General features: G+C 42.7%; 14 protein-coding genes and 1 pseudogene. 10 read left to right on the forward strand and 5 right to left on the reverse strand.

Going from position 1 to position 14645, the window contains the following annotated elements; all coding sequences use genetic code 11:
* Positions 1-5: 5 nt before the first annotated feature.
* A complete protein-coding gene (locus NSS66_RS15050; RefSeq protein WP_053325811.1) occupies positions 6-515 on the reverse strand; it encodes a discoidin domain-containing protein in 510 nt (169 codons plus the stop codon).
* Between the two features lie 221 nt (positions 516-736).
* Between NSS66_RS15050 and NSS66_RS15055 the strand changes: the two genes are divergently transcribed.
* The 3 genes from NSS66_RS15055 to sigK all read left to right on the forward strand — a co-directional run bounded on the left by NSS66_RS15055 (position 737) and on the right by sigK (position 2092).
* Positions 737-1108, forward strand: coding sequence for a hypothetical protein (locus NSS66_RS15055; protein ID WP_023989552.1), 372 nt, complete (start codon positions 737-739; stop codon positions 1106-1108).
* 33 nt (positions 1109-1141) lie between these two features.
* Positions 1142-1324 carry a hypothetical protein gene (locus tag NSS66_RS15060; protein ID WP_023989551.1) on the forward strand — a complete coding sequence of 61 codons (183 nt, stop codon included), beginning with the start codon at positions 1142-1144 and terminating at the stop codon, positions 1322-1324.
* 66 nt (positions 1325-1390) lie between these two features.
* Positions 1391-2092 (forward strand): RNA polymerase sporulation sigma factor SigK, encoded by a 702-nt coding sequence (gene sigK / locus NSS66_RS15065; RefSeq protein ID WP_013311218.1) that lies wholly within the window; start codon positions 1391-1393, stop codon positions 2090-2092.
* A 601-nt stretch (positions 2093-2693) separates the two neighbouring features.
* On the opposite strand, the gene NSS66_RS15070 is transcribed toward sigK, so the two are convergent.
* The gene (locus tag NSS66_RS15070) at positions 2694-3668 is read right to left on the reverse strand and encodes an alpha/beta hydrolase (protein ID WP_209942960.1); all 975 of its coding nucleotides are present in this window, start codon (positions 3666-3668) and stop codon (positions 2694-2696) included.
* Positions 3665-4294, reverse strand: coding sequence for a TetR/AcrR family transcriptional regulator (locus NSS66_RS15075; RefSeq protein WP_023989549.1), 630 nt, complete (start codon positions 4292-4294; stop codon positions 3665-3667). Before NSS66_RS15075 ends, NSS66_RS15070 begins: the two co-directional genes overlap by 4 nt.
* Before the next feature lie 230 nt (positions 4295-4524).
* Here NSS66_RS15075 and NSS66_RS15080 point away from each other — a divergent pair.
* Both NSS66_RS15080 and NSS66_RS15085 read left to right on the forward strand, forming a co-directional pair.
* Positions 4525-4614, forward strand: a pseudogene (locus tag NSS66_RS15080) (RNA polymerase subunit sigma-70); the annotation flags it as partial.
* A 250-nt stretch (positions 4615-4864) separates the two neighbouring features.
* The gene (locus NSS66_RS15085; protein ID WP_053325809.1) at positions 4865-5326 is read left to right on the forward strand and encodes a DUF523 domain-containing protein; all 462 of its coding nucleotides are present in this window, start codon (positions 4865-4867) and stop codon (positions 5324-5326) included.
* A gap of 103 nt (positions 5327-5429) precedes the next feature.
* Here NSS66_RS15085 and NSS66_RS15090 read toward each other — a convergent pair whose 3' ends face one another.
* The gene (locus tag NSS66_RS15090) at positions 5430-6179 is read right to left on the reverse strand and encodes a YdcF family protein (protein WP_254325220.1); all 750 of its coding nucleotides are present in this window, start codon (positions 6177-6179) and stop codon (positions 5430-5432) included.
* A gap of 217 nt (positions 6180-6396) precedes the next feature.
* On the opposite strand from NSS66_RS15090, the gene NSS66_RS15095 reads away from it, so the two are divergent.
* From NSS66_RS15095 to NSS66_RS15115, 5 genes are all read left to right on the forward strand, one after another.
* Complete coding sequence (locus tag NSS66_RS15095; protein ID WP_209942958.1) at positions 6397-7284, forward strand: DMT family transporter; 888 nt, start codon at positions 6397-6399, stop codon at positions 7282-7284.
* Positions 7285-7513: 229 nt separating this feature from the next.
* Positions 7514-8290: an NAD-dependent epimerase/dehydratase family protein gene (locus NSS66_RS15100; RefSeq protein WP_340959287.1), complete on the forward strand. Its 777-nt coding sequence runs from the start codon at positions 7514-7516 to the stop codon at positions 8288-8290.
* A gap of 234 nt (positions 8291-8524) precedes the next feature.
* A complete protein-coding gene (locus NSS66_RS15105; RefSeq protein ID WP_023989544.1) occupies positions 8525-9520 on the forward strand; it encodes an ABC transporter permease in 996 nt (331 codons plus the stop codon).
* 18 nt (positions 9521-9538) lie between these two features.
* Positions 9539-10432, forward strand: coding sequence for a carbohydrate ABC transporter permease (locus NSS66_RS15110; protein WP_013311212.1), 894 nt, complete (start codon positions 9539-9541; stop codon positions 10430-10432).
* Between the two features lie 111 nt (positions 10433-10543).
* Positions 10544-12085 (forward strand): extracellular solute-binding protein, encoded by a 1542-nt coding sequence (locus NSS66_RS15115; protein ID WP_023989543.1) that lies wholly within the window; start codon positions 10544-10546, stop codon positions 12083-12085.
* 125 nt (positions 12086-12210) lie between these two features.
* Here the strand turns inward: NSS66_RS15115 and NSS66_RS15120 are convergent, their stop codons facing one another.
* Positions 12211-14472 carry an AraC family transcriptional regulator gene (locus NSS66_RS15120; RefSeq protein ID WP_340959288.1) on the reverse strand — a complete coding sequence of 754 codons (2262 nt, stop codon included), beginning with the start codon at positions 14470-14472 and terminating at the stop codon, positions 12211-12213.
* Between the last annotated feature and the right edge of the window lie 173 nt (positions 14473-14645).

The raw sequence follows: 14645 nt of genomic DNA on the forward strand, positions 1-14645 counted from the left end.
TTAACTTATTCCGCAATAGCGGGGTTTATATTGGATGCTCTGTAGGCAGGAACGCCATTAATGAGTGCGGTTTTTAGCTGAATATATCGTATACCATAATAGGAGGTTGTACTACTCATCCCGGATGAAAGTACAATTATTTTATAATATGAAAAAGGAATCTCATTACTAAATTGATAGGTTGTTTTTGCAGTGGTTGGCAAAGCTTCGACTTCACCTAACCTAAACCAATTTTCTCCGTCATTAGAGCCGTGAAAAGAAAATGAAAGTATAAAAGCTCGAGAAGATGGCTGAGCTAAAAGAATATCATTGATTGTCTTACCTGTATCTAATTTGAAGATGATTTCTCCACCTTTACCGCTTAAACTACTTTCCCAATATAGATTATTATCGATTAAAACATTTTTCGGAAAAGTATTTTTAGAATCTCCGTTCGTTGAAACATTTTCCTCTGCTATAACAACAGGATCCACGGAAAAAGTATAGTCGTCTGGATTTTGACTGAATTTTGCCATGTTGAAATTCCTCCTTAAGTTTAATTTTTGAATGTGTCGAAAAGGTTGATTCATATCATTTATATGAAACTCTCTATGAATATATTCCTTGATGATGGAATGCATACTAGTGTTTAAGCGGTCCAACATCATAATAGCAAAGCAAGTTCATTGTGGGCGGGGGGTTGCATGTTTAGAATATAAATAACTAGTTGAGGTGCGAGAAAGGAAATGGATAGAATATGAAAATATACACTTATTATTTGGGAGATGGCATTTTCCCTTTGGATTGGGAAGTTTGTTTTAGTACTGTTGAGGAATATAAAAGAAAATTATTTGAGAAGTACACCGCTTCCCAAGAATATAATGATTTTGTAATAGGTGGATTTAATGTGCTTACCGACAAAATAGATGCGATTCTGAATTATGCTTTAGAGAACTTTCGAAAAGAATTTCCTCATAATTATGAGTTGCGTTGTCCGGCTATGATATTTCCGTTGCCAAGAGGCGATGAAAGTAATGGTGCTGAGTTTGCTATTATTTTAAAACGAGATGAAGATGGAGATACAATGGTCTATTCGCCACTTCCATTGTCATATCTAGAAAGAAGTTAATACTCTACTGAAAGAAAATGGGGAAACCAAGTGATGAATAATGTAAAGCGTATCCCGGGTTTTCCTCTGGCTATATGGAGTGCGTTGATTTGTGTCGAAGAGATCTCTATGCTTCGAATTAAGTATTGGAGGTTGCTCCAGAAAGATATCCGGCAAATTGTTACGGAGCAGTTTTCGGAGTACAGGCACGGATGGGCACCTGCCTACATACAATAAACAGACCGCAAGCCCGGTAAGTAACAAAGGCCGGTAAGTTCGCAACTACCTCAGGAGGTGTCATCCGTGCCCGGACTATTTAGCGCTATCGCTCTGTTCATCAAGGAATTGACGCTACTCGTTTCCTACGTGAAAAACAACGCCTTTCCGCAGCCATTGACTGAGAAAGAGGAAGCTCGACACCTAAAGCTGTTTGCCGAAGGCAATGCACACTCCCGTAACACACTCATTGAGCATAACCTACGGCTGGTGGCCCATATTGTGAAAAAATTCGATAACACTGGCGAAGATTTGGAGGATCTTATATCCATCGGCACCATCGGACTGATCAAGGCCATTGAAAGCTTTCAGACCGGGAAAGGCACCAAGCTGGCAACATTTGCAGCCCGTTGTATAGAAAATGAAATCCTGATGCATTTGCGATCTCTGAAAAAAACACGCAAAGACGTATCTCTCCACGATCCTATAGGGACTGATAAGGAAGGAAACGAAATTACTTTGATTGATATCCTCGGCACCGAGGCGGACGATATTGTAGATAAAGTACAACTTAAAATCGAGAAGAGTAAAATCTATCGCAACCTGGATATTTTAGATGAGCGTGAAAAAGAAGTGGTGATTGGCCGTTTCGGCCTAGAAGCCGGAGGAGAGGAACGAACACAGCGGGAAATTGCCAGAGAGCTGGGGATTTCGCGTTCGTATGTGTCCCGCATTGAAAAGCGTGCATTAATGAAGCTGTACCATGAATTTTACAAGCAGAAGGGGTAATGGATAAGGAGATATATGAAGCCGCTTGAGGCCCTTAACAGGGCCTTTTTAGGTCTTTTTCATAGTTCAATTACTTGCTTCTTTTCAGAGGCGTGTTTAAATTGCATCCCCCTCTGCCCATCCAATATTCTTATATAAGGCTATCCTATAAAAACAACTGCTCCTTTACGCTGAAAAGCGCTAGGCAATTTTTCTATAAGTGTGGTTACTCGTTCAATAAGCTTTAATTCCCGAATATCTTTAATACTGTCAAGATGGGGAATATCAGATGAACTATTCTTTGTTGCTCATGTAGAGAACGCGTTGTTTTCTAGTTCATTAATTCGATTCCGGGTCTTTGTTCAAATGATCTCTAAAAAGGATCTTCTCCTGACCAGTGAACAGCATACGCTTGTCTTTTTGTTTTTATCAACATGCTCAGTACTCGTACACTGTTTTTTTTCGCTTAAATAATAACTATTTTGCTATGTATTTTCATTTAAAACGCAAATAAAAGCCTGTAGTGTTTTTCTACACTACAGGATAAAAATGCTTGATATTATTGGGTATTTTCACTTCATCAGGACAAGCTCCTTCGCTAGTTGGCTCTCTTGGATTGAATTTATTTTCCTACATACTCATCCAAAAAGCGATCTACTCTTTTGAAATATTCAGTGGGGTAATGGTTGATGGCATCGATGTGCTCCGTATTTTGCGGGTACCATACTTCTGCTTTTGGGTTATCTTTTAAGGACTCGTAAATAATTTCTGTATTTTTATAACTAATTTGCTGATCTCCAGTACCATGAATAAGCATAACTGGCTTGTCTTGCATCTTTTTTACCGCATCCATAGGAGATATGGAATCAAGATCAACCTTAAAGGCCCAACTTGCCATCCATGTCGATGTATAACTGAATGGAAACGCAGGTAAACCTGAAAAGAAGGGCAAACCCTCTCTCAGAAATAGACCAGCATTACGAAAAGGACTATCTGCAATTACGGCTTTGATGTCATCATTTTCATTTGCGGCCAGCAAAGTAGTAGCAGCACCCATTGAAAAGCCAATAACTCCAATGTTATCACCCGTATGGTCTCTCGATTTTAAATAGCTTACAGCTCCTAGCAAATCGTATTTTTCATTGAGGCCCAGTGTAATCAAATCACCATCGGATTTACCTTGTGAGCTGAGGTCAAATGCCAATACATTGTAGCCTTTCGGAACGAAATGCTCTACTAACTTTTGGGTCCGCCCTTTGACTAAACGATTGCTCGTATATCCATGGACGACAATAATTGTCTTATTACTTTCTTTACCAGAAAGACCGCTTGCAGGAAAGAAGGAGCCTCTAATCGTATTATCATTTTTCAAACTCTTGAACTCGACCTCTTCGTAGGGAGTTTTATCGATATTCAATCCGTAGCTGACATTAGTGTCTCTAGGATGGTGCAACAAGGTGTCTACTACTTTATAAGATATAAAAAATACAAGAGCCATCACAAGCAAAAGCACGATCCCTAGGCTCCATAAAATTTTCTTTCGTTTTTTTACACGAACGTTAAATGTCAGATCGGGTTGTAATGATGCCTGACTCATTCAGACTCCTCCAGTTTTTCTTTAGGTTGTATGGGTGCGAACAAATAAAAGGCATGCCCCTTCAGATTTTCCCACTCGGGATGATGAATAATACTTTCTGCAAGAGTTAAGCCCACTCCATTTAAGAAAGAGATATAGGCACGAGAGATCATTGCTGGAGAAAAGCTTTTGTTGAATTCTCCCATTAACTGTCCCTTGGCATAGACGCATTCGATCGCATCTGTCATTACCTTTATACTTTCAAGGACCTTCTGTGTAAGTTCAGGGAATCTTATTCGTTGTCCTAAGACAGATTGAACAAGCCGCAATTCATTTATATAGAAGTAGATATGGTTGAATTGTTCTGCCACCATGTTCTTAATCAATACGCCCGGCGTCTCCTCTTGTTGTAGACAAGCAAGCGATTTCGCCTGAATATCAGCAAGCGGCTCAAGAACAGCGGCGTAGTATAAAGCTTCTTTGCTAGGGAAATATTGAAAAATGGTTCCAGGAGTCACTCCTACACTCTGCGCAATGATTGCCGTTGTGGTATTAGAATATCCACTTTCTGCGAACAGGACAACAGCTTCTTCTAGGATACGTTTACGCCGCTCCAGTCTTTTTTCTTCATTGATGGGTCTTGCCAAATGTATTCCCCTCTCTCTAAACTAAACTTTTATTAATTAAATGATTGATTATTTAATTAATAATATATCTTAAATTACGACTTATAGCAAGAGTGAATTTATCTTACTTACGAGCAGGGTGAACCTCAACAATAAAAATAAGCCGTAGTGCTGCCCAACATGCGCCTCCGGCTTGTTTTTATCAGGTTATTTTGGATGAGTACACGTTCCGCCTTCCTTAAATTTGATAAACCAGTGAAGATTTGGAGGACCTCATATCCTTCGGTACCATCGGACTGATCAAGGCCATTGAAAGTCAAACAGAAGGGATAAATGACAAAGGAGATCCGTTGAACTCCCGCAGTATTTGAAGGCCCTAATCAGGGCCTTTTTTCATTACTTGTATTTCGAACAGAATTCAAAAGGGTATGGGTAGAGCGCAGGATCATGATTATGACATCAGCTGGACGAATAACCTTACGGAACGCGGACGTAGTGGCGAGTCTAAATTTTCGCACGATGACTCTACGAGAAAATTTGTTTATACTTTAACTACTTAATAGTGAATGCAATGGATATGAGGTGGAACTAATGATTCTGGTAAGTTCGTGTTTGGCGGGCATGAAGGTACGATATAACGGGACGGATAGCCTGGATGTACATATTCAGAAGTTGGTAGAGGAAAAGAAGGCTATGACAATCTGTCCTGAGCTTTTGGGGGGCTTTGTGACTCCGAGAGAGCCTGCTGAGATTGTTGGAGGGACAGGGGAGGATGTGCTGAACGGCACAGCCAAGGTGGTCGAGTTTTCAGGCAACGATGTCAGCGATATGTACATTAGAGGTGCGTACGAAGCCCTGAATATAGCCAGAGAGGTTAACGCAACATTTGTTGTTTTAAAAGAAAATAGCCCGTCCTGCGGATCAGCAGCAATATATAATGGGTCATTCGAAAACCGTAAAATAGCAGGTAACGGGGTAACCTCGGCTTTGTTAAAAAAGGAAGGCTTTAAGGTCATATCGGAAGAACAAATATCGGATATTTTCTTGGATTAAAATATATAAGAGTAGATCAAGCGCCTTGCTAGCTTACAGGCTTATACCTGCGAGCGCAAGACGCTTGTTTGTGCTATGTGCCGCTATACGAATAGACATCACATTATTTAAGCTTTAATGCAAGAATTCCTAGGTATTCCTTGAGGGCTGTTCCGGTTGTAGACATGGCCCCAGCAGACGGCGAGAGCTTGCCAGCATACAGTGACAGCTTTTCACTTGCCAGATAGTCGGTAGGATAAGCTATGACCTGCATGCCTGCACGCTGAAATTCCAGTGCAGCACGTGGCATATGGAAAGCGGAGGTCACCAGAACAGGTCTAGTGAGTTGATGTTTTCCCAAAATTTGCGATGTATATACGGCATTTTGCTGTGTGTTCAAAGAACGGTTTTCGATCAGGATGTCCTTTGCCGGAATACCGAGTCCTAGTAGCTGCCTTTGCGCAATATTGGCTTCATTACCACTGTCTCCAAACACTTGCCCGCCGGAGAAAAGAATAGGTAAGCCTGTTGCTTCGTGCAGTCGGGCCGCAGTGAGCAGTCGATTAGCCGCAGATCCTAGCAGATTGCCTTGTCCATTGATGTCGGGGGTTCCCTGTGTGGCTCCGCCCCCAAGTACTACAATGACATCGCCTTGAACGGTACGGGGTTGTGGGTACTGTTTTTCCAGGCTACTGATTAACAAATCTCCAGCCAGATTGGTCGAGGAAACATACAGCAGCAATGTGACAAGAAGCAGTACGACCGCAGGTATACGTGCCCTTTTCCATAGCCAGATCACGAGCCCTGCCATCACCAGGATGAACAAACCGGGAGGGAGCACAAAGCTGTACAAAAATTTGATGATATAAATCAAGTGCAGACAACCTCCTATCCTTATAAGCTTTATCTATCTTTTTGGTATATTGTAACATAGGAAAATGACTGGATTCCTCTGTCCGAAGACATACCTCGATGAACAAGCGGGCATGAAAGGTGGAGCTTTCCAATACATATTTTTTGTTTGATAAAGTTGTTCTGTAGGCGTAGTATATAAAGTCTAGTGATTTTTTTCATAGAGGAGCGATAGCGTCATGGGAGAGTTAACGACAGCCAAGCGGATGATGATGATCGCGCTACTGGTTGTATTATGGGGCATTTCTTGGCCCATTTATAAAGTGGCATTGGAATTCACACCTCCATTGTTGTTTGCAGGGCTACGTACACTGCTGGGCGGTCTGCTGTTGGGAGTGATTTTAGTACCGAGATGGAATCGCATTCGTTGGAAAGAAAATTGGCGGGTGTATGCTATTTCAGGTATTTTTAACGTGGTACTGTTTTATGGCCTGCAAACAGTGGGACTAATGTACGTCCCCTCCGGCTTGTTTTCTGTGCTGGTATATCTCCAGCCTGTGTTGGTCGGTATTTTTGCATGGATGTGGCTAGGGGAAGCGATGTCCAGACTCAAGGTGATTGGATTGATCATCGGATTTTTGGGCGTTGCAGCTGTCAGTGTGGGCGGATTTTCAGGGCATGTGGCTGTGGCAGGTGTAATCATCGCCATTATTACAGCCGTGAGCTGGGCATTGGGAACGGTATATGTGAAAAAGGTAAACCAGCGTGTGGATTCGCTGTGGCTGGTTGCATTCCAATGTACACTGGGAGGCATCGTGCTGACGGGAGCTGGAACGGTGACGGAAAACTGGTCGGATATCGTATGGAATGTCCCGTATGTGTCAGGGCTGATATTCGGCACGGTGTTGGGAATTTCACTTTCCTGGTTGCTGTATTTCACACTTGTTAATTCAGGGGATGCGAGTAAGGTTGCGTCTTATACGTTTTTGGTGCCTGTGATCTCGGTGTTTGTCAGCTCGTTGGTGCTGGGCGAAGCGATTACGGCTTTCCTGCTTATCGGGTTAATCTTAATCGGGCTTAGCATTTATTTGGTTAATCGCAGAGCGAGAGTAGTACGACAAGCTTGAGCGTAGTAGTTGAAACCAAGAGATTGAAAGATAGAACTTGAAACTATAGTAACAACAAGGGACTCTTGCACAGTAGCAGGGTCCCTTTTTATATGCCGACAGGAGACACAGCTACGTGGGCTTTGACCTGCCTAATTCGAGAGTTTAAGGGGTTTCCTCCCTGGGGAGTTGGTTAAGATTATGATATGGATGACAGCATACAACCAAGCAAAGAAGGGAGATGCGGACGATGGCACGAAAATTGTTGATTACAGGTGCAGCAGGTACAATTGGGAAAGTATTGTATGAAGGGCTAAAAGCGGAAGGTAAATATGAAATAATCGCTGCTGATGTGAAGAGGGATGAAGAGGCAGGGATTGTGGAAATGGATATACATGATGCTGCACGACTGGCTGAGCTTACACGCGGAGTGGATACGGTACTGCATTTTGCATGGATCAAGGATGAAGGGGATTTCCTCGGCAAAGTGCTGTCTGGCAATGTTAGTGGAGCCTACAAGCTGTATGAAGCTGCGGTGAAAAATGGGGTAAAACGCATTGTTTTTGCCAGTTCCAATCATGCCACAGGGTTTTATAAAGTAGGCGAAAGCATAGATGTAGAAGATCCCTACCGACCAGACAGTTTTTATGGATTGAGTAAGTGCTACATTGAACTGTTAGGCCGGCTGTATGCCGATCAGGGCAAAATATCTTCAATGAATATCCGTATCGGAAATTTTCCTGGAGATGATCGGCCCCGTTCGGAGCGCGCCGCTCATATTTGGATCTCCGAGCGCGATATGATCCGTCTGACTGTCTGCTGTATCGAAGCTCGTCCGGAGATGAGCTATCTTAATTTGTACGGTACGTCAGCCAATACGGATAATTATTATGACATTGGCTACTTGGAAGAACTAATCGGATATAAGCCGCAGGATAATGCCGCTGAGCTGCTGGAGCAGGCCAAGAAAATCGGATTTCGGGTAAAACAGGATGAAACCACATTCCAGGGTGGGCAAAAGGAGTAGAGTAGATCGTTCAAATATGCTTTATGAATAGGCTTAAGGCGTCGATTAGACGCCTCATATTACACAAAACTTCACAAATATCCGAATTGTTCACTCCTCAGGACACTCCTTTGTTCATGAAGCATGAGAGGCTTCACTTTTCATTTTGAATGCGCTTACATAATATATAGTTATACGGCGGCGGTGCTACAAACCTTGCTGTCGGTAACGTATACAGAGGGGGAGTGACTCACATTGAATCAGCCTATGCCCAAAAATTCTGCAATGCTTACAACGGATTCCCGCCTGAACGGTAAGAGGCTGGGAACGGGTAGGAAACACGGGTTCTTCTATGAACTGTTCCGCAATCGGGTATTATTTTTGATGTTGTTGCCCACTTTAATTTTTTTCTTCATTAATTCCTACATTCCTATGGTGGGTATTTATTATGCATTTACCCAGTTCGACTTTAATACCAGCCTGTTTGATGCCAAGTTCGTCGGACTCCAAAATTTTCGCTTTCTATGGCAATCCGGCACGCTGACAAAACTGACATTGAATACGGTCGGATACAATGCAGCGTTTATTTTACTCGGTAACGTGCTAGCGATTGTTCTCGCTATTTTGCTGAATGAGCTGAGAGGCCGCTACTTTAAAAAGATCGCTCAATCCGTGATGTTCCTGCCTTATTTTGTTTCTTTCGTTATTCTAAGTGTTATCGTGTATAACATATTTAATTATGATAATGGTTTCCTGAATACGCTGCTGCTGCAATTTGGTGGTGAACGCGTGGATGTATACAACAAACCATGGGTATGGATTTTCCTGATTATCCTGTTCTATTTATGGAAAAATCTCGGCTACAGTATGGTGATCTATCTGGCAGCGATTACAGGTATCAGTGACGAATATTATGAGGCAGCTAAAATGGATGGGGCCAACATTTTTCAACGAATCTGGTACATTACCGTTCCTATGCTTAAATCGACATTCGTTGTGCTGCTGTTGTTTGCGCTTGGTAGTATTATGAAAGGACAATTTGATCTTTTTTATCAGTTAATCGGCAACAATGGGGTGCTGTACAATACGACGGATATTTTGGACACTTATGTGTACCGTTCGCTGAAAGTGACTTTTGATGTGGGGATGGCTTCGGCGGCAGGCGTATACCAATCATTATTCGGCTTTGTACTGATCATGACCGTGAACTATATCATCCGCAAGTTGAACGACGAGTATGCCTTATTCTAGAAAGGAGGACCCAAACGGATGGCGATCAAAGAGGATGTATACACTCGAATTTTTAAAATTATCTCTTATGTGATTATCATTATTGCTTCCATTGCTTGTTTACTCCCGTTTCTACTTATTATTTCGGCTTCACTGACCAGTAATGAATCGATTATCAGGGATGGATATCACTTTATACCACAGCAATTCTCACTGGAAGGTTACCGGACGGTGTTCACCTTTCCTGAAGAGGTGTTAAGGGCATACGGGGTGACGATTTTTACCACGGTTGTAGGTACGACGTTGGGCCTGTTCCTGATGACGATGGCAGGATATGTGCTGGCACGCAAAGATTTTAAATACCGTAATGCGTTTTCATTCTATATTTACTTTACGACGCTGTTCGGAGGCGGTTTGGTACCTTGGTACATTATGCTGACGAAGTATTTAGGATTGCTTGATACGTATACAGTGCTTATTTTCCCGGGATTGATGACTCCGTTTCTGATCATTTTAATGAAAAACTTCATTCGTTCCTCCATGCCGGAAGAGCTGTTCGAGTCCGCTAAAATTGACGGTGCGGGTGATTTTAAAATTTACTATCGAATTGTGTTGCCTTTATCTACACCGGGTATTGCCACTGTGGGACTGTTTCTGGCCTTGGCTTACTGGAATGACTGGTTCTCATCCTCACTCTTTATTAACGATCCGCATAAATACCAGTTGCAATATTATCTGTATAATGTAATTAACTCCATGCAATTTATCGCTCAAATGGGTGCAGGTACTGGCGTAACCCTTTCCAACGATATGCCGACAGAGTCGACCAAAATGGCAATGGCTATCGTGGTTACCGGACCTATTTTGCTGCTGTACCCGTTCGTACAGCGCTATTTTGTTAAGGGATTGACCATTGGTGCGGTAAAAGGCTAAAGTGGCACTCAAGGACTGTGATGGCATGACGTGCTGACGTTGTGCCATCTAAATAGCACTATTTGTAAGCGTTTTATTTAATCAGACTACCATTTCAAAGGGAGGATTCACATGACATTCACAAAGAAAAGAAAACAACGCATGTCCATCCTGATTGCAGTAATGGTCATCACGGCGCTATTAGCCGGATGTGGAGGAGGTAGTGGAAACAGCGCTCAAAAAGCAAATGGAGAGGATGATAAATCCCAGAAAGTACAGCTGCAATTTTATATGCTGGGGGATGCTCCTAAGGACCTGCCTACCATTGAGACAGAGATCAATAAGTTGGCGGAAAAAGATCTGAATGCCACCGTCAAATTTAACTATACGACGTGGACAGACTGGGATCAAAAATATAAGCTGTTATTGTCTTCGGGTCAGCCTATCGACCTGATCTTCACTGCAGATTGGACGCAGTATCAGGCCTATGCCAAAAAGGGCGCATTCCTGCCGCTAGACGATCTGCTGCCTAAGGCTGCACCTGCCTTGCAAAAATTTGTTCCTCAGGACATGTGGGATGGAGTTAAAATCGGAGGCAAAATTTATACCGTGCCTGGCACGTATAAAGAATATGTCACAAACGGTTTTGTATGGCGTGAGGATTTACGTGAGAAGTACAATTTGCCTAAACCGACAGATATGAAAAGTTATGAGGCTTATATGGATGGGATACGTCAGCATGAGCCAAATATGAAAACAGTATCTCTGAACAGCGATATTAAGGGAAATCTGCATGATCGATATACTGAATTAGTAACGAAGAGCGTGGGCACACTGCCTTACGGTATCGGTATTAAATACGAAAAACCAACAGAGGTATATAAATTTTGGGGCTCGGATGAACAAAAGGAAGAGCTGAACACTTACAAACGCTGGGCCGATAAAGGATTCATTCCCAAAAACGTATTAAACGTAAAAGATACGCTTCAGGATCAAGTGACTTCTGGTAAAGCAGCGAGTATTTTCGGTGACAATCCAACCCGGTTTAATGATATGGTCATTAAGCTCAAAGCATCTCACCCGGACTGGAAGCTCGAGTACTACCCATTCCCTTTGACGACAGGTTATGCAACTCCAGTGCATCCGATTCATAACGGCTTTGCGATTCCAAAAAGCAGCCCGAATCCAGCGCGCGCATTGGCCTTTTATGAAAAGCTGGTGACGGACAAACGCTATAACCTGCTCACGCAATATGGTATTGAAGGCAAAAACTACGAAGTCAAAGATGGTTACTACCAAATGATAGGTAGCGGCAGTACTAATGGATTTTCACGCGAAGGTATGAATAGTTGGGCTTGGCGTAACCCGGAATACATGCTGTTTGATTCTGGCTTTGACCGTGTGAAGAAAATTTTTGCCGAGCTGGATAAAATCCAGAAGCCTGACCTGTTTACCGGCTTTGCAGAGGACTACACGACATATCAAGCAGAAAAAGCAGCTCTAGAACAGGTTGAGAAGCAATATCTGTATCCGCTCCAAGCTGGACTGATCGACAATGTAGATCAAGGCTTGCAGACCTTCTTGCAAAAGGCAAACCAAGCTGGTTTGGAGAAAATTCAAACCGAATATACAAAACAATGGGAAGCCTATGTAAAGGAGAAGGGGATTAAATAAAACATAAAGAATTGTGATAAAGAAAAAAGCAAGTCTCCAGAATGCTGGAGGCTTGCTTTTTTAATGTCAGTCTATTTTTTGGGAGCAATGTTCCGTTCTCGGAGCAGGCGTGTAGAGCAGTTTACTTATTGCGCATTTGCTTTAGAACGGCGAAAATCTGTCGGTGTTACACCCAAGCTACGTTTGAACATACGATGGAAATAAGAGCTACTCGCAAATCCGGTTTGTTCTGCTACGTCAGCTACGGACCAGTCGGTCTGTTCCAGCAGCTCACAGGCCTTGCGAATACGAAGTTGTTGGATGACGTCCACGATAGTTGACATGGTCTGTTGCTTATATAGCCTACTGACATAGATCGGCGACATATCCAGTTCTTCCGCAATCTGATTGAGACAAAAATTGGGATCCGTATAGGCTTGCTCCATTCGTTCATTAATTTGCCGTACCAGTCGTTCCTGCTTCGTGTTTCGTTTTTCCGATAGATTGGAGCGAATATGATCAAAGACCAATTGATAATGATCAATAAGATTCTCAGCGGTCTCTAACCGATCAGCGGATGGTAATTCAGATTTAGATTCTATAGCAAATCCATTGAGCTCACTGATATGCCGAACAGCATTATTTACACTCATGATGAGCCGGGATATCGCCACTTGAACAGAGGAAAAAGGATATTTTTCCATATGCATCAATAATTCTTTGAACATACTGTGTGCATCCTCCGTATGACCAGACAGTAGCATATCTAGCATTTTTTTCTCTTTATCGGCTGGATATACGTAAGTATTTTGGATATCCTCCTCTGTAGTGTTTTGCGCATTAATAATGCATCTGTGCCCCTGAAAAAATCGGTGCATAGATGCGTCTTGTACTTGGCGGTACAGCAGATGCAGCCGTTCTGGTTGACTCGTGATGGCACTGTAAGTTAATGAAACACTCAGCTTCAAATATTCAAAGCAAGCTTCACGTATTTGGCGTAATAAGGTTTCTAGCAGTACAGTGTCTGTATGTTCTGCGGGATCGAGAATGTTAAGCATCAGCAGTACACTGTCCTCATCCATATCAACGGTCTCCACCTGGTACGTCTGTCCGCATATTTCAGAAGCAATGTTCATGATTGCAAACTTATAGGGTAGCAGATCAGGTCCACGTTCGCTTTGCCATCGGGTATATTCATCTATGCGCAGCAGCACAAGGCGGTAGTCTTTGTCAAACTGGAACGTAATCCCAAGCTCGCGCAATCGTTCCGGTTCTTCACCGGTAGGAAGATTTCGGATTCCCCGGATCACATTTTTTAAAATGTTTTGCCGGATCGTGTACATACTGTTTCGTTTCTCTGATTCCAGTGAATTCATATGCACAACAATTTGGCCAATAGGCGTATACAGCATTTTGGACAGCAGCCACGAAGCCACGAATCCTGCCAATGCAATGATGGCGGCTATCAGTAACATCGCATTACGAATAACACTTGCCATTTTGATAACGCTTTCATACGGTGTGACACTAATATACTGCCAACCTAGTCCATCCGGAGAGGTGTAGGAAATGAGTGATCTTTTACCATGAAAGTCTTCTACAAAATAGCCTGTTTCTTGTTTTTTGACTCTCGTGTGCAGCCATAGCTGTTCTTTTTCGTTCAAAGTTTCGTCTGTCAATGTTGTACCAGACAACAGTCTGCCCTGATCGTCTAAAATATAAGCGGTCCCGCCTGAGATTGGATTCGCCGCCATTTCCTTGTTCATCCAGGCCGCCGACACATTCACAATCACAGCCGAATTTATCGCTTCGTTCGAGTTAATTGCGTCATAACATAAATACGTATAGGCTGCGATATCTGGGCTTGCTTGCTCTACTTCAGCTCTGGAGTCTGAGGCAGACAGCAGTGGATACGTGCGTGGAATAGGCGTAAAGGGTTTATAGTCCTGATAATGATCCAGCACGCGAATGATATCTGTATCAGCCAGTTCATGTTTGCTGAATAGCCCGTTTTGACCTTGTGAGGAAGCAATGTAGAAGGTGCCGCTTTTAGGGTTAAACACGTAGATGGATTCGATATACGGCATAGAGTTAAGATAATTGTTCAATTCGGTCATGGCAGCGGTTACATCATATACATTAGGTTTTGGATAATACAACAACTTGGACAGGGTACTGCTGCGATACATTTGGAATGCCAACGATTGAGCAATAGATGTCATGTTAATAACCTCTCTGCTTCTCAACGTCAAGCTGTTGTGATTGGCCTCGAATGCCTGCTCCTTTTCCACGCGAATATAGTAAAAATAATACACAGTGGTGGATACCAGCAACGTTAGCGTAATACATAACGTAATGCTGACCAGCAATTTGCTGTGAAGCTTGTGATGCTTTTTGAAATTGCTCATATGAACAGGCCTCCTGTCTGTGTGCACGTAGCTGTAAAGTACACCCTATTTATGTATTCATTATACGTGTGATCTTGTGAACAGGACAGTGAACAAACCGATTCTTTGTGAAAAATAATAATTTTTTCGTAAAAAGGCCAGGAACACTTATACGCATTGGATTGCGTCGGTTC

The sequence above is a fragment of the Paenibacillus sp. FSL R10-2748 genome, assembly GCF_038005565.1.
In the GTDB taxonomy this organism is placed as follows: Bacteria; Bacillota; Bacilli; order Paenibacillales; family Paenibacillaceae; genus Paenibacillus; species Paenibacillus polymyxa_B.

Coding starts and splice junctions, on each gene's coding strand:
- NSS66_RS15050 (WP_053325811.1), bottom strand. CDS start 515: ATGGCAAAATTCAGTCAAAATCCAGACGACTATACTTTTTCCGTGGAT.
- NSS66_RS15095 (WP_209942958.1), top strand. CDS start 6,397: ATGGGAGAGTTAACGACAGCCAAGCGGATGATGATGATCGCGCTACTG.
- NSS66_RS15120 (WP_340959288.1), bottom strand. CDS start 14,472: ATGAGCAATTTCAAAAAGCATCACAAGCTTCACAGCAAATTGCTGGTC.
- NSS66_RS15070 (WP_209942960.1), bottom strand. CDS start 3,668: ATGAGTCAGGCATCATTACAACCCGATCTGACATTTAACGTTCGTGTA.
- NSS66_RS15055 (WP_023989552.1), top strand. CDS start 737: ATGAAAATATACACTTATTATTTGGGAGATGGCATTTTCCCTTTGGAT.
- NSS66_RS15110 (WP_013311212.1), top strand. CDS start 9,539: ATGGCGATCAAAGAGGATGTATACACTCGAATTTTTAAAATTATCTCT.
- NSS66_RS15085 (WP_053325809.1), top strand. CDS start 4,865: ATGATTCTGGTAAGTTCGTGTTTGGCGGGCATGAAGGTACGATATAAC.
- NSS66_RS15100 (WP_340959287.1), top strand. CDS start 7,514: ATGGCACGAAAATTGTTGATTACAGGTGCAGCAGGTACAATTGGGAAA.
- NSS66_RS15060 (WP_023989551.1), top strand. CDS start 1,142: ATGAATAATGTAAAGCGTATCCCGGGTTTTCCTCTGGCTATATGGAGT.
- NSS66_RS15115 (WP_023989543.1), top strand. CDS start 10,544: ATGACATTCACAAAGAAAAGAAAACAACGCATGTCCATCCTGATTGCA.